Here is an 18,182-nt window from a genome sequence, read left to right on the forward strand (position 1 = left end):
ACCAATGCGGCAATTGTCGCCTGCGGGCAAGCCAAAACAGGCTGGCACAACGACAGCCGCCGGCAGGCTCAGTTTGTTTCCCAGTGGCCGACCTAGTGGCCGACGACTCAGGCGTGCATGCGGGCGCCCTTGGTGATCTTGTCGACGAGCTTCTTTTCGGCGCGAAGCGCGATGCCGACCACCTTGGCATCCTCCGGCGCAAATTCGGCAAAGACGGCGCGGTTGGCCAGATCATACCCGGTCGAAAACATTTCCTCGACATAGAGCGAAACCGTCACACCACGCTCCAGCGCCCGCCGCTGGATCGCGCCGAGCGTCTGGCCGTCCACCGAAAGCACGATGACCGGCTGGATCGACAGCGGGTTGTAGATATTGCCGGCGCGATCACGGTAGGGGTCGCCGATAATGTCGGGAAATTGCGCGACGATGCCGCTGGTCAGAAAGGCGGTGACATTGAGCTTTTGCCAGACGGGAAGATCATCCTTGAGCACGATTGCAAATTTCGTATCGAACATGCGACAGTTTCCAATCCGAAAAGGGGGCCAATCCGAGGCTGCGAGTGAAGCGATGGCGCACGATCTGGACCGGGAAGCCTTTCAGGGTCTTGGACGTTTGTGCGTGGATGCAGCCGAGAACTGCATCGTACCGGCACCCGGTGCTGCCGGGATGGAACGCATCGAGGCCCGGTTCCACGGCAATGCCTTCGATCTCCATCGCCACGACACCTATGCGATCGGGGTGACGCTTTATGGCGTGCAGCGCTTCCGCTATCGCGGCCAAACGCATCAGAGCCTGCCTGGCCAGATCATTATCCTTCATCCCGACGAACTGCACGATGGCGGTGCCGGCACCGAAGACGGCTTGCGATACAGAATGCTCTATTTGGAGCCGTCCCTGATGCTCGATTGTCTCGGCGGCGGATCACTGCCATTCGTCGGGAATGCCGTGGTGACAGACCGCGATCTCCGGGCGACGCTGCTTTCCGCGCTCGGGCCGTTGAATCAGGAACTTGACGAGCTGTTTGTCGTCGATTTCATGACGCAGCTTATGCAAAGCTTGGCCCGGCACGCCGGTCAGCCGACGAAACCGGTAGCGAAAACTGCGTGGCGCGCCGCCAGCCTGGCGCGCGACTATCTGGAGGAAAATGTCGCGCGGATTGTACGTTCGGATGAATTGGAGGCGATAACCGGATTGGACCGTTATGCCCTGTCGCGGCATTTCCGCGCCACCTTCTCCACCAGCCCGCACCGGTTCCTGTTGATGCGCCGGCTTCAACGAGCCCGTCGGATGATCGAAGCCGACGAGCCACTGGCGCAAATCGCCATCGCAGCCGGCTTCAGTGACCAAAGCCATTTCAATCGGCATTTCAAAAAGGCGTTCGGCGTCACACCGGGACGCTGGTCGGCACTGACGCGACGGCCGCCAGCGGCGAACGCGTGACCTTATTCAAGGATCTTGTCCTCGATATCCAGTTCGTCATCGGGGAGCACTATTTCGCCGTTCGAAAGGTTCGCCTCGACACGGGCAAGCAGCTTGAACAGCGCTTTCTGATCCTTCTTGTCGAGACCCTTCAATGCCTGCTTTTCGGTCTTCTTCACCGATTTCTCGATGGCGTGGATGATTTCGCGGCCGGTGTCGGTGAGGAAAATATGCGCCTGGCGGGCATCGGCGGACGAGGCCCGCTTCTCCAGAAAGCCCTGCGCCTGCAGCCGGTTGATGGTCTTGGTGATGGTCGGCGGACGCACGCCGAGGCGGCCGGCAAGGTTGCCGGGCGTCTGCCCGTCCTCGCGGTCGAGCGCCAGCATGATCTGGTCCTGGCCGGCATAGAAACCATGCGCCAGAAGCCGGGCGGCGAGCGCCGTGCGCGCCAGCCGCGCCGCCGAATGCAGCCGGCTCATTGTTGCAGTCTTGTCCGCCTTGGCCATGCTCATCCCTCCTCGGCCGAACCGGAGCGGACAGCATAGAAGCAGGCCGCCGATTGGCAATGACGATCGAAAACATTCCGGCTCGGAAAATAGCTTTGCCGGCAAGCTTCGCGGTGTTCGCCGTGGCTAATGCCAGATGTTTATTTCAGTTAGATGACAAACGACTTTCCGCAATGGCTGGATGGGGACGTGACGAGGCGTTCTCAACCGGCTTTCACCGCGACCACCATCAACGCCTGATAGGCGTCCGCCATTTCCCGCAGCGCTGCCTGCGACAGCGACCCGGCCTGCCGAGCAATGCCGTCCCGCGCGTTCGATGTATCGCGTTTGCCGGGGCGATCTTTATAGGGCGCGACGGTGGCGAATATCTGCTCGCTGAGGCTGTCGGGGAAGAACATCTGGCCGGTCATCATCGAGCGGTCGTCAGGGAAGATCTTGAAATGGATGTGGGTGGTGCGGCCGCGATACCAGCCGGGATAGATGGTGGCGAAAGAAGCGATGCCGCTTTCATCGGTTCTCTGCCAGCCGCGGAGAAAGCTCTGGCCGGACGTGTCGATATCCTGCCCGTCGCCCTGTCCGGGATAGCCGGAATAGGTGCCCTGGGCATCGCAATGCCAGATATCGACGCGTGCGCCGGGAAGCGGCCGGCAGGCGGCGTCGACGATTTGCAGCCGCACATTGAGGCCGATGCCCTTCTTGCCCTCGGTGATATCGGCGCGTTCGAGCTTCGGGTCGAAATAGAACGGCCCTTCGGTGACCTCGGGCGTGATGGCGCAGACGCCGGCACCGGCTTCGAACAAAGCAAGCCCGGCATAGGGCGAAACCTGCCCGGCCCTTGCACCGGCGGGCAGGAATATGCCGCCAGCGGTAACCGCAACGAGACCGAGCGCCTGCCGACGGCTTAGTGGCAAGGACTTGTCGGACATCTGGCGCCTCTTCAACGCGAACAGCTCCGTAAATGACCCCGCCTATCTAGGGCCCGCTGTCAGGCGGCGCCAATGAAAGTTCGGCAATGTGAGGAAAGTTCGGCAATACCAGCCCCTCTTTGGCCCACCGGTTTGCCTCGTGCAAAAGCCGAGCACACATCCTATATGGAGCCGACAATCCCTATTCGAGGCACAATATGAGCGACGCACAGACGCAGATCCCCGTAACCGTCCTCACCGGCTATCTCGGCGCCGGCAAGACGACACTGCTCAACCGCATCCTTTCGGAAAACCATGGCAAGCGCTACGCCGTCATCGTCAATGAATTCGGCGAGATCGGCATCGACAACGAGCTGATCGTGGAATCCGATGAGGAGATCTACGAGATGAACAATGGCTGCGTCTGCTGCACGGTACGCGGCGACCTGATCCGCGTCGTCGAGGGCCTGATGCGCAGGCCTGGCCGCTTCGACGCCATCCTCGTCGAGACCACAGGCCTCGCCGATCCCGTGCCGGTGGCGCAGACCTTCTTCATGGACGACGACGTGCGTTCCAAGACCAGGCTCGATGCGGTGGTGGCGCTGGTCGACGCCAAGCACCTGCCGCTGCGTCTGAAGGATTCCCGAGAGGCCGAGGACCAGATCGCCTTTGCCGATGTCGTCGTACTCAACAAGACCGATCTGGTCACCCCCGAAGAGCTGAGCAAGGTGGAGGCGACGATCCGCGCCATCAACCCGGCGGCACGAATCCATCGCACCACACGCGCCAGCGTGGCGCTGTCCGAGGTGCTCGATCGCGGTGCGTTCGACCTGTCCCGGGCGCTGGAGAACGATCCGCATTTCCTCGAGGCGCATGACGATCACGACCATCATGATCATGATCATGACCACCATCACCATGATCACGACGGCCATGATCACCACGATCATGACGGGCATCATCATGCGCACCCTTCCGACATCCATGACGTGACTGTGCAGTCGGTGTCGCTGCGCGGCGGCGAGATGGACCCGAAAAAGTTCTTCCCGTGGATCGAGAAGGTGACCCAGATGGAAGGCCCGAACATCCTGCGGCTGAAAGGGATCCTTGCGCTGAAAGGCGATGACGAGCGCTATGTCATCCAGGGTGTGCACATGATCATCGAGGGCGACCACCAGCGCGCCTGGAAGGACGACGAGAAGCACGAGAGCCGGCTGGTGTTCATCGGCCGCGAACTCGACGCCGAGCGACTGAAGACAAGCTTCGAGGCCTGCCAGGCCGCTTGATTTCCGGACTTTATAGCGCTAGCGCTGCCCCTTCTCTCCTTCTCCCCTTGTGGGAGAAGGTGGCCGAGCGAAAGCTCGGTCGGATGAGGGGTGTTCCAGCTTGGCAAGGACGGCACTCCGTCCAGCACCCCTCATCCGTCTTGGCGCTGCGCGCCAATCCACCTTCTCCCACAAGGGGAGAAGGCGGAGCCTCGCCGACAGCCCGGCGGGGTTAGATGACAAGCAGAAATCTCGAACGGAATGATCTCTCATGCCGACAGTCGCCCCGCTCGATCTCGAAGGCCACTGCCTCGCCGCCGTGTTTCTCGGCGACGTGCCGCATTTTGCGCTGGCCGACGGCACAATCCATCGGCTCGACCACGGCCACAAGACGGTGGAGGCCAATGACGGAATGCTCGCCGCCTTCCATGATGCGGCAACCGACCGACTGATCACCGGCGGTGAGGACGGCAGGATCTTTGCCGTGACCCCAGGCGGCAATACAACGGAATTGGCGACCGCAGGCAAGAAATGGATAACCAGCGTCGCCGCCGGGCCGCAAGGCGCTGTTGCCTATGCTTCGGGCAAGATTGCCTATGTGCGCTTTGCCGACGGCAAAACCAGGGAATTCTCGCATCCGCGCTCAGTCGAGGGGCTTGCCTTCTCGCCCAAGGGCATGCGCTTCGGCGTTGCCCGCTACAATGGCGCGACGCTGCACTTCCCGGCTGCCGACGGCAAGCCGGTCGAGCTCGAATGGGCCGGCGCCCACACCGGCATCACCTTCTCGCCGGACGGCGGCTTCGTCGTCACCACCATGCAGGAAAACGCGCTGCATGGCTGGAAGCTCGCCGACGGCAAGCACATGCGCATGTCCGGCTACCCCGGCAAGGTGAAAAGCCTGTCGTGGAGCGCCAAGGGCAAATGGCTGGCGAGTTCCGGCGCGCCGGCGGCGATCGTCTGGCCGTTTTCCGGCAAAGACGGGCCGATGGGCAAGGCGCCGCTGGAACTCGGCACGCGCGGCAATGCGATGGTCACCTCCGTCGCCTGTCACCCGAGCCAGGACGTCGTTGCTATCGGCTATGATGACGGGATGGTGATGGCGGTGCGCTTCGCCGACGCCAAGGAAGTGCTGTTGCGCCGGCCGGGCAAGGGCGCCGTCACTTCGATGATGTGGGACAAGGAAGAGCGCCGCGTCGCCTTTGGCAGCGCTGCGGGCGACTGCGGCGTCATCGATATTTCGGCGTAGCCTGTTACTTACTCGGCTCCGCAAGATACTTTGCCGGTCAATTCAGCCTGCTTGCCGTCCTTTTCGGCATCGGCCGTTACACCATGGATTGAGAGCAAATAGCGACCGTCATAGACGCCTTCCTCGCTGGCCTTGGTCAGGATCGCCAGTTCGACATAGCCGTGGGCGTTTTCGACCTGCCGTTCGTGGTAGACGAGCAGCCGCAATTCCTTGTTGTCGAGCCAATATTGCGTGAGGTTCTGATCCTCGAACACCGTCTTGCGCAGACTGTCGCCAGCCGGCCTGCCCAGAATCTCGAGCTCGCCGCTAAAATTGAAGGTCGGCCCGCCCATGCCTCTGGTGACCCCGGCACCGACCTGAAATTTGACGGCTGCATCCTCGGCGGAACACCAGATGCCGCCGGACGCCAGAGCCGCACCAACCGACGACAGCAGCGTTGCTGCGCAGACGGTCGCCCGCATCATCTTATCCCCTCCAGCCGAAATACCATTGGCGCCCGAAGGCGGCTCGCGGTCAAGCGCCTGTTTTCATTCAAACGACCGCTCACCCAACACAGGGCAGCCGCCCGGCCAATTGCGGTGGCGGATGCCGATTGTCTAAAGTGCGACTGAGAGGGCCGCCATGAACGTCATGAACCATTCAAAGACTTCCATCGGCGGCATCGGCCCGGCCCGGATCGCCGAGTTGCGCGCGACCGAAGCAGAAGTCTTCCGCCGGGCGCGGCCAAAATCGATGGCGAAAATCGGCAATGGCCTGCCCGGCTTCTTCGGCGGCGTGCCGATGCATTGGATGAACGACTGGCCGACGCCGTTCCCGATCCTCGTCGATAGGGCCAGGGGCGCCATCATCAGAGATATTGACGGCAACCGGCTCGACGATTTCTGCCTTGGCGACACCGGTTCGATGTTCGGCCATTCGCCGCCGCCGGTCGCACGCGCCATCCGCAGGCAGGCCGGACGCGGCCTGACCTACATGCTGCCTGCCGAGAACGCGCTCGCCATCGGGCCGTTGCTGCAGCAGCGCTTCGGTTTGCTGTCGTGGCAGATCGCGACGACGGCGACCGATGCCAACCGCTTCGCGCTGCGGGTTGCCCGCGCCGTTACCGGCCGGGAGAAGATACTGGTCTTCAACGGCTGCTATCATGGCTCGGTCGACGAGACGATGGTGCGGCTGGTCGCCGGGAAAGCGGTGAATCGACCGGGACTGGCCGGCGAGTTCCGCGACCTGACGCGGGCGACTGATGTCGTCGAGTTCAACGATCTGCCGGCGCTCGACGCGGCACTCCGGGGCAACGATGTCGCCTGCGTCATCGCCGAGCCGGTGCTGACCAATTCCTGCATGGTGCTGCCCGAAGCCGGCTTTCATGATGGTTTGCGGCGTCTCACCCGTGCGACCGGCACGCTGCTTCTAATCGACGAGACGCATACAATCTCGACCGGTCCCGGCGGCTATTCAAGCAAATACGGGCTGGAGCCGGACCTGTTCGTGCTGGGCAAGCCGATTGCCGGCGGCGTACCGGCGAGCGTCTGGGGCATGAGCGAAGACGTTGCGGCCCGCTATGCCGCTTATATCAGCCGGAAAGAGCCCGGCTACTCCGGCATGGGGACAACGCTGTCGGCCAATCCGCTGCAATTCGCAGCGATGCGCGCCACGCTCGAATACGTCATGACCGACGAGAACTACAGCCATATGGACCATCTGGCGCGGCGGCTCGACGCCGGGCTGACCGCCGTCATCGATCGCTATCGTCTGCCCTGGCATGTTGCTCGCGTCGGTGCCCGTGTCGAGTTCATCTGCGCGCCGGGCCCGCTGAGGAACGGCGGCGAAGCGGAAGCTGCGCACGTGCCGGAGCTCGAGGCGGCAATCCATGTCGCGCTGGTCAATCGCGGCGTGCTGATCGCACCCTTCCACAACATGATGCTGATCTCTCCTGCGACCAGCGCCGCCCAGGTGAACCGGCTGATCACTGCCTTCGGCGCGGTTGCGGCAAAGCTTACGGCGTGAGACAAGCTTGCGGCATGAAACAAGCGCCCAAGCAAAGTTTGAACCTGGTCACGGCATCCCCTTCGGGCTCGACGCCCGCCGAGGCGCAGGCCTTTCTCGACGCTCATCCCGAGATCGAAGCGTTCGACATCGTGCTGACCGACGCCAATGGCGTCGGGCGCGGCAAGATCGTGCGCCGGCATGAGTTGATGAGCATCTTCGAGGGGGGCCGGCACATGCCGATCTCGATCCTCGGCCTCGACATCACCGGCGAGGATGTTCACGAGACCGGGCTGATCTGGACGACGGGCGACGGCGACCTGCGGGCGTGGCCGATCCCCGGCACACTGGTGCCGCTGTTCGGCACCCAGCCGCCGCGCGGCCAGGTGCTGATGGCGATGTACCATCTCGATGGCCAGCCGATGTCGTCCGACCCGCGGCTGGCACTCGCCCGCCAGGTAGACATCCTCGCGGCCAAGGGCCTGCATCCGGCCGGCGCCTTCGAGCTCGAATTCTTCCTGCTCGCCAACGAGCGCGACGCCGAAGGCAAGGTGCAGCCGGCGCACGCGGTGCTTGACGGACGCCGCTCGGCCAAGACGGAGGTCTATTCCGTCGACCATCTGCACGGCATGGAGCCGCTGTTTTCCGACATCTACGCCGCAGCCAAGGTGCAAGGCATCCCGGCCGAGACGGTCATCTCGGAATATGCGCCCGGCCAGTACGAGCTGACGCTCAACTACCGCAAGGATGTGACGCGGGCGGCCGACGATCTCGTGATGCTCAAGCGACTGGTGCGGGCGCAGGCGCGCCGTCATGGTGTCACCGCTTGCTTCATGGCCAAGCCGATCGAGAAATATGCCGGCTCGGGCATGCATTTTCATGTCTCGCTGCTGGACGATGCCGGCAAGAATGTCTTTGCCGAAACCGGCGGCGAAAGCTGGTCGCTGCCGCTGCTGCGCGGCCTCGGCGGACTGATCCAGACGATGGCGGAATCGATGCTGGTCTTCGCGCCGCATGCCAATTCATGGCGGCGCTTCGTCTCGCAATCCTATGCGCCGGTGGCGCCGACCTGGGGCGTCAACAACCGTTCGGTGGCACTGCGTGTGCCGGCCGGCGATGCCAAGAACCGCCGCATCGAGCACCGGCCATCGGGCGTCGACGCGAATCCTTACCTAGTGGCGGCAACGGTGCTGGCCGGTGTCGTCAAGGGCCTCGACGAAGGCCTCGACCCCGGTCCCGAAACCACCGGCAATGGCTACGAATCGGCCGTCACGCGCACGACGATGCCGGTCGACTGGCGCGCCGCGATCGAGGCGGCAAGGGCGTCGAGTTTCCTCAAGGGCGCATTGGGCGAAGACCTGCACCGGACGTTCGTGGCGATCAAGCAATCGGAATATCTGCGCGTGGCGCGCACGGTCAGCGAACTGGATTATCACCTCTATCTGCACGAGGTGTAGGGCATCGCATCGTCGGCCATCCGCCGGTGAAGGCGCATGCGGAATAATTTCAACGGAACCTTCGGCGGGCTTTGCTCATTGCGTGTCTGATTGCAGCGAGCGAGCAAGGCCGCCTTAGTCATGATCGCCAGGATGCAGACAACCCCGACGCCGCACCATGCCAAAGTGCAGGCAAGACGCTTGCCTGCAAGCAAGTCTCCGGAAACGACAGAAATCGACGCCAGGACGATTCCTGAACTGCGCGAAACGGCCAAGATCTGCCGCCGCTGTCCGCTCTGGCACGACGCCACGCAGACCGTGTTCGGTGAGGGCCCTGATAAAGCCAAGGTGATCTTCGTCGGCGAACAGCCGGGCGACCAGGAGGACCTGGCGGGCAAGCCCTTCGTCGGTCCGGCGGGCAAGGTGTTCGACGCGATCCTGGACGATGCCGGCGTCGATCGGCTGAAAGTCTACGTCACCAACGCGGTCAAGCATTTCAAGTTCGAGCCGCGCGGCAAGCGGCGCATCCACTCCAAGCCGAACGCCGGCGAGGTGCAGGCTTGCCGCTGGTGGCTTGACAAGGAAATCGATCTGATCAAGCCCAATCTGGCGGTGGCGCTCGGCGCAACGGCGGCGCAGGCGCTGCTTGGCAAGGTGGTGCCGATCATGAAGATGCGCGGGGCCGTCGTGGAGCGCGACGATGGCTTGCGTGTCTTCGTCACCATCCACCCGTCCTTCATCCTGCGCATTCGCGAGCCGGCGGACAAGCAGGCAGAACGCGACCGGTTCCTGCAGGATATGAGAGCGGTGAAAAAGCTGATGGCCGCCTGAGCTATTTGATCAATATCGCCCGGAGATCGTTGACGTTTGTGCCGGTCGGACCGGGTACGAAAAGGTCATCTACGGCATTGAATGCCGTCCAGGCGTTGTTGCCGGCAAGCATGGCCTTGGCATCGACGCCCGCCTTATGCATCCGCGACACCGTCGAGCCGTCGGCGAAGGCGCCGGCATTGTCTTCCGAACCGTCAATGCCGTCGGTGTCGGCGGCCAGTGCGTGGACGCCCGCCATGCCGCTGACCCCAATGGCGAAGGCGAGCAGGAATTCCGAGTTGCGGCCGCCTTTGCCTTTCGCGCGCAAGGTCACGGTCGTCTCGCCGCCCGACAGGATCAGCACCGGTTTTGCGAATGGCCGGTTGCGCGTCGCCACTTCGCGCGCGATTGCAGCGTGGACGCCGCCGACCTCACGCGCCTCGCCCTCGATGGAATCGGAGAGAATGACCGCTTCGATACCTTGGTACCTGGCTTCGGCCGCAGCCGCTTCCAGCGATACGCCGGCCGAGGCGATCAGATGTACCTCGTTGCGCGAAAAACGCGGATCATCGACGCGCGGTGCATCGGCGGCCGGCGAATTGATGTGCGCCATCACTGAGGCCGGTAGTTTCATGTCATAGGCGGCGATCGACGCTAATGCATCTTCGCGGCTGCCGGAATCGGGAACGGTCGGGCCGGAAGCGACCAGCGCCGGGTTATCGCCCGGAATGTCGGAGACCACCAGCGACACCACCTTGGCTGGATAGGCAGCGGCCGCCAGCCTGCCGCCCTTGATCGTGGAAACATGTTTGCGGATGGTGTTCATCGCGGCGATCGGCACGCCGGAGGCGAGCAGCGCCTCGTTGACAGCGACCTCATCGGCCAGCGTCAGACCTTCGGCAGGTGACGGCAGCAGCGCCGAGCCGCCGCCCGAAATGAGCGCCACGACGAGGTCGTCCGCAGTCAGTCCCTGGACCTTTTCGAGCAGCCGTCGCGAGGCCTCCAGCCCCGCGGCATCCGGCACCGGATGCGCCGCCTCGATGATCTCGATGCGCCGGCAGGCCGCGCCATAGCCGTAGCGGGTGACGACCAAACCTTCGATCGGCCGGTCCCACACTTTCTCGAAAGCCGCCGCCATCTGCGCCGAGCCTTTTCCTGCACCGATGACGATCGTCCGTCCCTTCGGCCTTGCGGGCAAATGATCCTTGATCGTCCTCTGGGGATCGGCGGCGGCAACGGCGGCGTTGAAGATCGAAATGAGAAAGGACTTGGGATCGAGCGCGGTCATACTGAGCTACCACGGACGCTGTGCGAGCTTCTGCGGCGTTTGCGCTGCCCCTCACCCTTACCCTCTCCCCGTATAGAGACGGGGAGAGGGGATCGCCAGCGTTGGAGCGTTGCCCTTCTCCCCGTCACTACGCGGGGAGAAGGTGCCGGCAGGCGGATGAGGGGCAGCGCCAACGTCACGATGTTGCTTCCGGCGGCAGGACCAACTCCTGGCTATCGACGCCCAAGTAGCTACACAGCGTATGGACGACAACTCCGTGGTCCTCGCGCTCCGGTAGACCGGAGACGGCGATCACGCCGATGACGCCAGCGCCCTTGACAGTGATGGGAAAGCCGCCACCGGCCAGCACATAGTCGGCAACGTCCAGCCCCTCGCCGGGCTTGAAGCTGCGGTCGGGGCGCTGCTGCTCCAGCACAATGCGGTAGGTGCTTTTCAGGAACCGCCGCACGACGTTGATCTTGCGCCGCGCCCAGTCCGGATTGGAGGCGTTCGAGCCGGGCATTGCCGCATAGAACAGCGGCCGGTCGAAAGTTCTGATATCGACGATGATCGGCAGGTTTTCCTTGAGAGCCCGGTCGCGGATCGCCGAGCCGATCTCGAAAGCGACGGCTTCATCGAAGGCCGAAAAGACAAGCGTGGCTTCCTGTTTCTTGATCAGAGCGATGTCGTCCGCAACGGCCATGTCGTTCCCCTGTCGATCTCGCCTGTTGCTTTGGCGGATGGCTGCCGCCCGGTCAAGCCGGCCGCATACGACGGCTAAACCGCTATATCCGCCTTGGCCGCCCGGCCGGCGACATAGACCTCGCGCACGGCGCGGTCATCGCCGAGCGTCTGCAGCAGAAACAATTCCTCGGCGAGCGTGTCCGACGTCTCCACCCGCAGCCGCATCGCCGGCGTGGCGCGGGCGTCGAGCACGATGATATCGGCGTCGCTGCCTTCCTCCAGGGTGCCGATCTTTTCCGCAAGCGACAGCGCCTCGGCATTGCCGCGGGTCAGCTGCCAGAAGGACTGGAACGGATTGAGCTTCTCGCCGTTCAGCGCGATCACCTTGTAGCCCTCGTCCATGGTGCGCAGCATCGAATAGTTGGTGCCACCGCCGACATCGGTGGCGGCGGCGATGCGAAGCGGCTTCTCGCGGCGGCTATAGCGCTGATAATCGAACAGGCCCGAGCCGAGAAACAGGTTGGAGGTCGGGCAGAACACCGCCACCGAGCCGCTATCCGAAAGCACATCCGCCTCGCGTTCCGACAGGTGGATGCAATGGCCGAACAGGCTTCTGCGCCCGAGCAGCCCATAGTGTTCGTAGATGTCGGTGTAGTCCCGCGTCTGCGGGTACAATTGCTGCGTGAAGGCGATCTCGGCGTGGTTTTCCGACAGATGCGTCTGCATGTGCAGATCAGGATATTCGCGGCAGAGCGCGCCCGCCATCTCCAATTGCTCGGGCGACGAGGTGATGGCGAAGCGCGGCGTGATGGCATAGTGCTGGCGCCCCTTGCCGTGCCACTCATCGATCAACGCCTTGCTGTCGTCATAGCCCGATTGCGGCGTGTCGAGCACGCCGTCCGGCGCGTTGCGGTCCATCATCACCTTGCCGGCGATGTTGAGCATGTTGCGGTCGTGCGACTCGGCAAAGAACGCTTCGGCAGATTCCTTGTGTACCGAGCAATAGGCCGCGACTGTCGTGGTGCCATGCCGCAATACTTCATCCAGGAACAGCCTGGCGATACGGCGGCCATGCTGGGCGTTCTGGAATTTGGTCTCTTCCGGAAAAGTGTAGGTGTTCAGCCAGTCGAGCAGCTCGGCGCCGAAGGAAGCGATGACCTGCATCTGCGGAAAATGCGCGTGCGCATCGATGAACCCGGGCAGCAGCAGATGCGGCCTGTGGTCGATTTTTTTTGTTCCCTCGCCCGCCTTTTTCTCGACCTCGGCATAGGCGCCCGCGGCAACGATCCTTCCGTCGCGCATCAGCAGGCCGCCATCTTGCTCGTAGCGCCAGGCGGAATGGTCGTCGATGGTTTCGGGCCAGCGCAAAAACGACAGCGTGCGGCCGCGCAGCAGCGTGCTGGTCATGCTATTTCCCCGCGCCTTCGAACCAGGCTACCAGCAGTGCCCGTTCCTTGTCGGTGATCTGGGTGACGTTGGCGGGCGGCATGGCGTGGCTGCGTCCGGCCTGCAGGTAGATCTCGCCGGCGTGCTCGGCGATGCCGGCATCGGTGTCGAGCATCACGCCCTTCGGTGCGTGGTAAATGCCCGCGTAGGACGGCTCCGCCGCGTGGCACATCGAACAGCGGCCAAGGACCGTATCGCGCACGGCAGGGAAATGCGCCGAGGCAACGTAGACCTGTGCCGCCGAGGACGTTTTGACCTCGCCGGTCAGCAGCTTCGGTGCCGTCGACAGCCAGATGATGACGACGAACAGGACGGCGGCCGCCAGCCAGGTCCAGGTAGGATTGCCTTTGCGCGCATGCCTGGTGTTGAAATAGTGCCGGATCAGCACGCCGATGATGAACACCAGCGAGGCGATGACCCAGTTGAACTCTGTCCCGAACGCCAGCGGATAATGGTTCGACAGCATCAGGAACAAAACCGGCAGCGTCAGGTAATTGTTGTGCAGCGAGCGCTGCTTGGCGATCTTGCCGTATTTCGGATCGGGCTTACGGCCGGCGATCAGGTCGGCGACGACGATCTTCTGGTTGGGGATGATGACCATGAAAACGTTGGCCGACATGATCGTCGCGGTAATGGCGCCGAGATGCAGGAAGGCGGCGCGGCCGGTGAACAGGTGGGTCAGTCCCCAGGCCATGAATACCAGCACCCCATACAGCACCAGCATCAGGCCGGTGTCGCTGTTGCCGAGCGGCGAACGGCACAAGAGATCGTAGACCACCCAGCCGACGCCGATCGTCGCCAGCGACAGCAAGATGCCTGTAGGCACCGACATGGCAAGGACATTCGGATCGATCAGGAACAGGTCCGCCCCGGCATAGTAGACGACGCACAGCATGGCGAAGCCCGACAGCCAGGTGGCGTAGGATTCCCACTTGAACCAGGTCAGATGCTCGGGCATCTCAGCCGGCGCCACCAGATATTTCTGCACATGGTAGAAGCCGCCGCCATGCACCTGCCATTCCTCGCCGAAGGCTCCGGCAGGCATGCCCGGACGCTGGCGCAGCCCGAGATCGAGCGCGACGAAATAAAAGGACGATCCAATCCAGGCGATACCGGTGACGACGTGCAGCCAGCGCACGGCGAAACTCAGCCAATCCCAGAATATCGCGAAATCCATCATGAAAAAATCGTCCCTGCCGATCCACTGACTTTACGGACTGGAGCGCAAACGGAAAGAGCCGAGCTGCACGATGACTTTCAAAAAAATTTGGAAAATACTAGGCTCGTTACACGCTGCCACATGAGAGCCACGAAAGACGCATGGCCTATCTCGACAACATCGCCGTTTTCGTCCGCGTCGTCGAGCTCGGGAATTTATCGGCGGCTGGGCGCGACATGCGCATTTCGCCGGCAGTCGCTTCCAATCGCATCAAGGAGCTCGAGAAGCATCTCGGTGTCAGGCTGTTCAACCGCACGACGCGGCAGTTGATGCCGACCGAGCACGGCACGGTGTTCTACTCCGGCGCCAAGCAGGTGCTGGAGGCGGTCACCGAGGCGGAAGCGGCGGTCAGCGCGTTATCCGGGCAGCCGCGCGGCACCATAAAGGTGACAGCGCCGCTCGGCCTCGGGCGGCGGCTGGTGGCATCCGGCATCCCGGATTTCCACGACAGATACCCCGATATCGAGGTGCGGCTCCGGTTATCCGACCACAATGTCGATATCATGAAGGAAGGCATCGACGTTGCGTTCCGGCTGGGCATCATCGAGGATTCCAGCCTCAGGATGCGCGGCATCATGGACTGCGAACGCGTGCTGGTAGCGGCTCCGCAATATCTGGACGTGCGCGGCGAGCCGACCGAGCCGCAGGAGTTGATCGGCAAGAAACACGATTGCCTGATGCTGCGCTATTCCGGCGCGCGCGAATATGTCTGGACGCTGCAGACGCCGAATGGGCCGCAAAAGTTCGAGGTGCACGGCCCCTACGATACCGATGATGGCGACGTGCTGACCGGCTGGGCGCTGTCCGGCCGCGGTATCATCAACAAGCCGCGCTTCGAGGTCGAGCCGTTTATCCGCGACCAGCGGCTGAAGGTGATCCTGAGCAACACGCCGCCGACGCCGGTGCAGTTCGCCGCCGTCTACCCGCACAAGAAGCTGCAGGATCCGAAGGTGCGGCTGCTGCTCGATTTCATGGCCGAGCGCTGCCAGCGGCTGATCAGGGATATTCTGGCCGGCAAATGATCGCTGGCTGGCCGGTTGCTTTCCGTCCAGCCGGCGAGATAATTCTCAAGGAATCTCGCTCAACAGGGAAAGCGATGGCCAACGGCGCCACAATGTGTCTCGCCGTTTCACTGTCTCCGGAAGCCGCTCCTTCCCATCCGCCCGACGCCGGCCCGGACTTCAGTCTGCTGACGCGGTTCGTGCAAGAAGCCGAAGCGGCCGGTCTGGATATGGTGTTGCTCGGCGATTCCGCGACGGTTGCAGGCGGGCTGAACCGGCAAATGCGCTTCGAAGCAACGACCTTGGTGGCGGCCCTGGCGACGGTGACAAGCAGGATCGGCCTCGTCGCTGCCGCGTCGACGGTCGCCCACCAGCCCTATAATCTCGCGCGCCGTTTCGCCTCGCTCGATATCATCAGCCATGGCCGCACCGGCTGGAACGCGAGCATGATGCCCGACCCGCGCGAGGCCGCCAATTTCAGCCGGCCGGAAGGGTTTTCCTGCGACGATTTCCGCCTGCGCGCCGATGAATTCATCGGCATCGTGCAAGGCTTGTGGAAAGGCTGGGACGCAGACGCGCTGCTGTTCGACAAAGTTGGCGGCCGCTTCTTCGATCCCGAGAAGATGCACCTTCTCGACCACAAGGGCGAATACTTTTCCGTGCGCGGGCCGCTCAACGTGGCGCGGTCGCCGCAGGACACGCCGGTGCTGGTCATGTCCGGCCTGTCCGAGCCCGCCATGTATATCGCCGCCCGCACCGCCGATGTCGTCCTGCTCGATGAGCCATCGATCGAGCCGGCGAAGGCTGGCGATCTGAAGCGCCGTGCGCTTGCCTTCGGGCGCAGGCCGGAGGCGCTGAAAGTGCTGATGAACGTTACCGGCAGCGCCGAAATAACCGCCGCGCCGGACCTGTTTGCGGACAGGCTCGAAGAGTGCTTTCGCTCGAAAGCCTGCGACGGCTTCAACATCGCCATGCCGTTCACATCGGCGCTCGACGATTTCGTCGGTCTCGTGCTGCCGGAGCTTCGCCGCCGCGGCCTTGTCCGGTCCGGCTACAGCGCGGCGACACTGCGCGCCCATCTCGGGCTTGCAGGGGAGGATCGGCAATGAGCGCCGGTCGAGGCCAGATGAAGCTCGGCGCCTTCCTGTGGGCGACAGGCCACCACATCGCCGCCTGGCGTCATCCGCAGGCGCATGTCACGGCCGGCATCGACATCGATCATTGCATCCAGCTGGCGCGGACGGCGGAAGCGGCAAAGTTCGACATGATCTTCTGCGAGGACGCCGCCGGCGTGCGTGAGGCCAATGTCAACATCGCCAGCCAAACGTCGCGCTCGATCGGCTTCGAGCCGATCAGCCTGCTTGCGGCGCTCGCGGTGCAGACGGAGCGCATCGGCCTCGTCTCAACGGCGTCGACGAGCTATAACGAGCCTTACGGGCTGGCGCGAACCTTCCTGTCGCTCGACCATCTGAGCGGCGGGCGTGCCGGCTGGAACCTTGTCACTTCGGCCAGCCAGATCGAGGCCGCCAATTTCGGCTCGACCGGTCTGCGCCCGCATGCCGACCGCTACGAACGGGCGCGCGAATTCGCTGCCGTGGTTGCTGGCCTTTGGCAAGGCCAGGGCGGACACGAAGGCAGAAGCTTTTCGGTGCGCGACCCGCTCGATCTGCCGCGCTCGCCACAAGGTGCACCGGTCATGGTTCAGGCGGGAGCGTCGGATGAGGGCCGCGATCTTGCCGCCCGGACCGCCGATGTGGTGTTCACTGCGGCGCAAACATTCGAGGAGGCAAAGGCCTTCTACGACGACCTCAAGGGACGGCTGGCGCCCCATGGGCGCGAGCCGGAGGACGTCAAGATCATGCCCGGCGTCGCGCCGGTCGTCGCGGCAAGCGAAGCGGAAGCCCGGGCAAAACATGATGAACTGCAGGAGCTGATACCGGACGATGTCGGTGTCGCGCTGCTTTCCAGCTATCTCAGCATATCCGATCTCGCGCGCTATCCCATCGACGGACCGCTGCCCGAGCTGCCGGCCAGCGAAGGCATGCAGAGCCGGCAGGCGCTCGTCATCGAGCAATCACGCCGCGACAAGCTGTCCATTCGCCAGCTTGCCCGTCATTTCGCCGGCGCGCGCGGCCATTGGCGCGTCGTCGGAACGCCCGCCCAGATCGCCGACGAGCTCGAGGCACGCTTCGAGGGCGGCGCCGCAGACGGTTTCAACGTCATGCCATCCTATTTTCCCGGCCAACTCGATGCCTTTGCCACACTAGTCGTCCCGGAGCTACAGCGGCGCGGGCTGTTCCGTACGGATTATGAAGGCAGCACGCTGCGCGACCATCTGGGCTTGAAAAGGCCGGCGTAAACGACGAGCGGAACGAAAGTCGGAGATCGCCGTTTTGGGATGCTGTGCCGCGCGGCGATGAGGGCGTCTGCGCGCATGTTCGATTGACCTTCCACAAACTTCGCCCTCTTCAAACCAAGCGGACGCAACCGCCACAGGAGCCGATCATGGATGCCATCGCCACCCGCAACGACCTGCAATCCAATGCCAAGAAAGAGTGTATCGATCTTCTCAATGCCCGCCTCGCCGACGCCATCGATCTGGCCTTGATCACCAAGCAGGCGCACTGGAACGTCAAGGGACCGCAATTCATCGCCATCCACGAGATGCTCGACACGTTCCGCGAGGAGCTCGACGGCCATGTCGACACCATTGCCGAGCGCGCCGTACAGCTCGGCGGGACGGCGCTCGGCACATCGCAAGAGGTGTCGAAGGCGACTATGCTCGAGGCCTATCCGACCGACATCCACAAGACCCGGGATCATCTGGCGGCGCTGATCGACCGCTATGCCGCAACCGCCAAGCGGGCACGCGCGGCGATCGAAGAGGCGGCCGGCGCGGGCGATGCCGACACCGCCGACATCTTCACCGCCTATTCACGCTCGCTCGACAAATTGCTGTGGTTCCTTGAGGCGCACACGCAGGAGAAGGAATAGC

The 18,182-nt window shown here is 63.3% G+C and carries 18 protein-coding genes; 10 read left to right on the plus strand and 8 right to left on the minus strand.

Annotated elements, in window-relative coordinates; genetic code table 11:
• Nucleotides 1–107 precede the first annotated feature (107 nt).
• Nucleotides 108–515 (minus strand): DUF2000 family protein, encoded by a 408-nt coding sequence (locus NKJ55_RS25055; protein ID WP_352452217.1) that lies wholly within the window; start codon nucleotides 513–515, stop codon nucleotides 108–110.
• Nucleotides 516–567: 52 nt separating this feature from the next.
• On the opposite strand from NKJ55_RS25055, the gene NKJ55_RS25060 reads away from it, so the two are divergent.
• The gene (locus NKJ55_RS25060) at nucleotides 568–1,440 is read left to right on the plus strand and encodes an AraC family transcriptional regulator (RefSeq protein ID WP_352452254.1); all 873 of its coding nucleotides are present in this window, start codon (nucleotides 568–570) and stop codon (nucleotides 1,438–1,440) included.
• Nucleotides 1,441–1,442: 2 nt separating this feature from the next.
• Here NKJ55_RS25060 and NKJ55_RS25065 read toward each other — a convergent pair whose 3' ends face one another.
• Entirely contained in the window at nucleotides 1,443–1,925 is a 483-nt protein-coding gene (locus NKJ55_RS25065) for a MarR family winged helix-turn-helix transcriptional regulator (RefSeq protein WP_352452218.1), read from the minus strand.
• Nucleotides 1,926–2,128: 203 nt separating this feature from the next.
• Entirely contained in the window at nucleotides 2,129–2,851 is a 723-nt protein-coding gene (locus NKJ55_RS25070; protein WP_352452219.1) for an intradiol ring-cleavage dioxygenase, read from the minus strand.
• Between the two features lie 197 nt (nucleotides 2,852–3,048).
• Between NKJ55_RS25070 and NKJ55_RS25075 the strand changes: the two genes are divergently transcribed.
• Complete coding sequence (locus NKJ55_RS25075) at nucleotides 3,049–4,116, plus strand: CobW family GTP-binding protein (protein WP_352452220.1); 1,068 nt, start codon at nucleotides 3,049–3,051, stop codon at nucleotides 4,114–4,116.
• Between the two features lie 250 nt (nucleotides 4,117–4,366).
• Complete coding sequence (locus NKJ55_RS25080; protein WP_352452221.1) at nucleotides 4,367–5,341, plus strand: WD40 repeat domain-containing protein; 975 nt, start codon at nucleotides 4,367–4,369, stop codon at nucleotides 5,339–5,341.
• Between the two features lie 8 nt (nucleotides 5,342–5,349).
• Here the strand turns inward: NKJ55_RS25080 and NKJ55_RS25085 are convergent, their stop codons facing one another.
• Nucleotides 5,350–5,805, minus strand: coding sequence for a hypothetical protein (locus NKJ55_RS25085; RefSeq protein WP_352452222.1), 456 nt, complete (start codon nucleotides 5,803–5,805; stop codon nucleotides 5,350–5,352).
• A 157-nt stretch (nucleotides 5,806–5,962) separates the two neighbouring features.
• Here NKJ55_RS25085 and NKJ55_RS25090 point away from each other — a divergent pair, with 157 nt between their 5' ends.
• The 3 genes from NKJ55_RS25090 (at nucleotide 5,963) to NKJ55_RS25100 (ending at nucleotide 9,591) form a co-directional block, all read left to right on the plus strand.
• A complete protein-coding gene (locus tag NKJ55_RS25090; protein ID WP_352452223.1) occupies nucleotides 5,963–7,345 on the plus strand; it encodes an aspartate aminotransferase family protein in 1,383 nt (460 codons plus the stop codon).
• A gap of 14 nt (nucleotides 7,346–7,359) precedes the next feature.
• A complete protein-coding gene (locus tag NKJ55_RS25095; protein WP_352452224.1) occupies nucleotides 7,360–8,781 on the plus strand; it encodes a glutamine synthetase family protein in 1,422 nt (473 codons plus the stop codon).
• Nucleotides 8,782–8,913: 132 nt separating this feature from the next.
• Nucleotides 8,914–9,591, plus strand: coding sequence for a UdgX family uracil-DNA binding protein (locus NKJ55_RS25100; RefSeq protein WP_023676234.1), 678 nt, complete (start codon nucleotides 8,914–8,916; stop codon nucleotides 9,589–9,591).
• A gap of 1 nt (nucleotide 9,592) precedes the next feature.
• Here NKJ55_RS25100 and NKJ55_RS25105 read toward each other — a convergent pair whose 3' ends face one another.
• The 4 genes from NKJ55_RS25105 to NKJ55_RS25120 form a co-directional block, all read right to left on the minus strand.
• Nucleotides 9,593–10,858, minus strand: a complete 1,266-nt coding sequence (locus tag NKJ55_RS25105; protein ID WP_352452225.1) for a glycerate kinase type-2 family protein — start codon at nucleotides 10,856–10,858, stop codon at nucleotides 9,593–9,595.
• Nucleotides 10,859–11,033: 175 nt separating this feature from the next.
• The gene (locus NKJ55_RS25110) at nucleotides 11,034–11,540 is read right to left on the minus strand and encodes a heme-degrading domain-containing protein (protein WP_352452226.1); all 507 of its coding nucleotides are present in this window, start codon (nucleotides 11,538–11,540) and stop codon (nucleotides 11,034–11,036) included.
• A gap of 74 nt (nucleotides 11,541–11,614) precedes the next feature.
• Nucleotides 11,615–12,928, minus strand: coding sequence for a guanine deaminase (gene guaD, locus NKJ55_RS25115; protein WP_352452227.1), 1,314 nt, complete (start codon nucleotides 12,926–12,928; stop codon nucleotides 11,615–11,617).
• 1 nt (nucleotide 12,929) lies between these two features.
• Complete coding sequence (locus tag NKJ55_RS25120) at nucleotides 12,930–14,147, minus strand: urate hydroxylase PuuD (protein ID WP_352452228.1); 1,218 nt, start codon at nucleotides 14,145–14,147, stop codon at nucleotides 12,930–12,932.
• 140 nt (nucleotides 14,148–14,287) lie between these two features.
• On the opposite strand from NKJ55_RS25120, the gene NKJ55_RS25125 reads away from it, so the two are divergent.
• From NKJ55_RS25125 to dps, 4 genes are all read left to right on the plus strand, one after another.
• A complete protein-coding gene (locus NKJ55_RS25125) occupies nucleotides 14,288–15,208 on the plus strand; it encodes a LysR family transcriptional regulator (protein WP_352452229.1) in 921 nt (306 codons plus the stop codon).
• Nucleotides 15,209–15,282: 74 nt separating this feature from the next.
• Nucleotides 15,283–16,296 carry an LLM class flavin-dependent oxidoreductase gene (locus NKJ55_RS25130; RefSeq protein WP_352452230.1) on the plus strand — a complete coding sequence of 338 codons (1,014 nt, stop codon included), beginning with the start codon at nucleotides 15,283–15,285 and terminating at the stop codon, nucleotides 16,294–16,296.
• Nucleotides 16,293–17,546: an LLM class flavin-dependent oxidoreductase gene (locus tag NKJ55_RS25135; protein ID WP_352452231.1), complete on the plus strand. Its 1,254-nt coding sequence runs from the start codon at nucleotides 16,293–16,295 to the stop codon at nucleotides 17,544–17,546. The genes NKJ55_RS25130 and NKJ55_RS25135 overlap by 4 nt, the downstream gene beginning before the upstream one ends.
• 146 nt (nucleotides 17,547–17,692) lie before the next feature.
• Nucleotides 17,693–18,181 (plus strand): DNA starvation/stationary phase protection protein Dps, encoded by a 489-nt coding sequence (dps, locus tag NKJ55_RS25140; protein WP_352452232.1) that lies wholly within the window; start codon nucleotides 17,693–17,695, stop codon nucleotides 18,179–18,181.
• The last annotated feature ends 1 nt before the right edge of the window (nucleotide 18,182 follow it).

It is taken from the genome of Mesorhizobium sp. M0106 (assembly GCF_040322715.1).
GTDB lineage: Bacteria > Pseudomonadota > Alphaproteobacteria > Rhizobiales > Rhizobiaceae > Mesorhizobium.

What these genes read in the sequence shown, in the direction of transcription:
- NKJ55_RS25055 (WP_352452217.1), bottom strand. Translation starts at nt 515, where the DNA reads ATGTTCGATACGAAATTTGCAATCGTGCTCAAGGATGATCTTCCCGTC.
- NKJ55_RS25060 (WP_352452254.1), top strand. Translation starts at nt 568, where the DNA reads ATGGCGCACGATCTGGACCGGGAAGCCTTTCAGGGTCTTGGACGTTTG.
- NKJ55_RS25065 (WP_352452218.1), bottom strand. Translation starts at nt 1,925, where the DNA reads ATGGCCAAGGCGGACAAGACTGCAACAATGAGCCGGCTGCATTCGGCG.
- NKJ55_RS25070 (WP_352452219.1), bottom strand. Translation starts at nt 2,851, where the DNA reads ATGTCCGACAAGTCCTTGCCACTAAGCCGTCGGCAGGCGCTCGGTCTC.
- NKJ55_RS25075 (WP_352452220.1), top strand. Translation starts at nt 3,049, where the DNA reads ATGAGCGACGCACAGACGCAGATCCCCGTAACCGTCCTCACCGGCTAT.
- NKJ55_RS25080 (WP_352452221.1), top strand. Translation starts at nt 4,367, where the DNA reads ATGCCGACAGTCGCCCCGCTCGATCTCGAAGGCCACTGCCTCGCCGCC.
- NKJ55_RS25085 (WP_352452222.1), bottom strand. Translation starts at nt 5,805, where the DNA reads ATGATGCGGGCGACCGTCTGCGCAGCAACGCTGCTGTCGTCGGTTGGT.
- NKJ55_RS25090 (WP_352452223.1), top strand. Translation starts at nt 5,963, where the DNA reads ATGAACGTCATGAACCATTCAAAGACTTCCATCGGCGGCATCGGCCCG.
- NKJ55_RS25095 (WP_352452224.1), top strand. Translation starts at nt 7,360, where the DNA reads ATGAAACAAGCGCCCAAGCAAAGTTTGAACCTGGTCACGGCATCCCCT.
- NKJ55_RS25100 (WP_023676234.1), top strand. Translation starts at nt 8,914, where the DNA reads ATGCAGACAACCCCGACGCCGCACCATGCCAAAGTGCAGGCAAGACGC.
- NKJ55_RS25105 (WP_352452225.1), bottom strand. Translation starts at nt 10,858, where the DNA reads ATGACCGCGCTCGATCCCAAGTCCTTTCTCATTTCGATCTTCAACGCC.
- NKJ55_RS25110 (WP_352452226.1), bottom strand. Translation starts at nt 11,540, where the DNA reads ATGGCCGTTGCGGACGACATCGCTCTGATCAAGAAACAGGAAGCCACG.
- guaD (WP_352452227.1), bottom strand. Translation starts at nt 12,928, where the DNA reads ATGACCAGCACGCTGCTGCGCGGCCGCACGCTGTCGTTTTTGCGCTGG.
- NKJ55_RS25120 (WP_352452228.1), bottom strand. Translation starts at nt 14,147, where the DNA reads ATGATGGATTTCGCGATATTCTGGGATTGGCTGAGTTTCGCCGTGCGC.
- NKJ55_RS25125 (WP_352452229.1), top strand. Translation starts at nt 14,288, where the DNA reads ATGGCCTATCTCGACAACATCGCCGTTTTCGTCCGCGTCGTCGAGCTC.
- NKJ55_RS25130 (WP_352452230.1), top strand. Translation starts at nt 15,283, where the DNA reads ATGGCCAACGGCGCCACAATGTGTCTCGCCGTTTCACTGTCTCCGGAA.
- NKJ55_RS25135 (WP_352452231.1), top strand. Translation starts at nt 16,293, where the DNA reads ATGAGCGCCGGTCGAGGCCAGATGAAGCTCGGCGCCTTCCTGTGGGCG.
- dps (WP_352452232.1), top strand. Translation starts at nt 17,693, where the DNA reads ATGGATGCCATCGCCACCCGCAACGACCTGCAATCCAATGCCAAGAAA.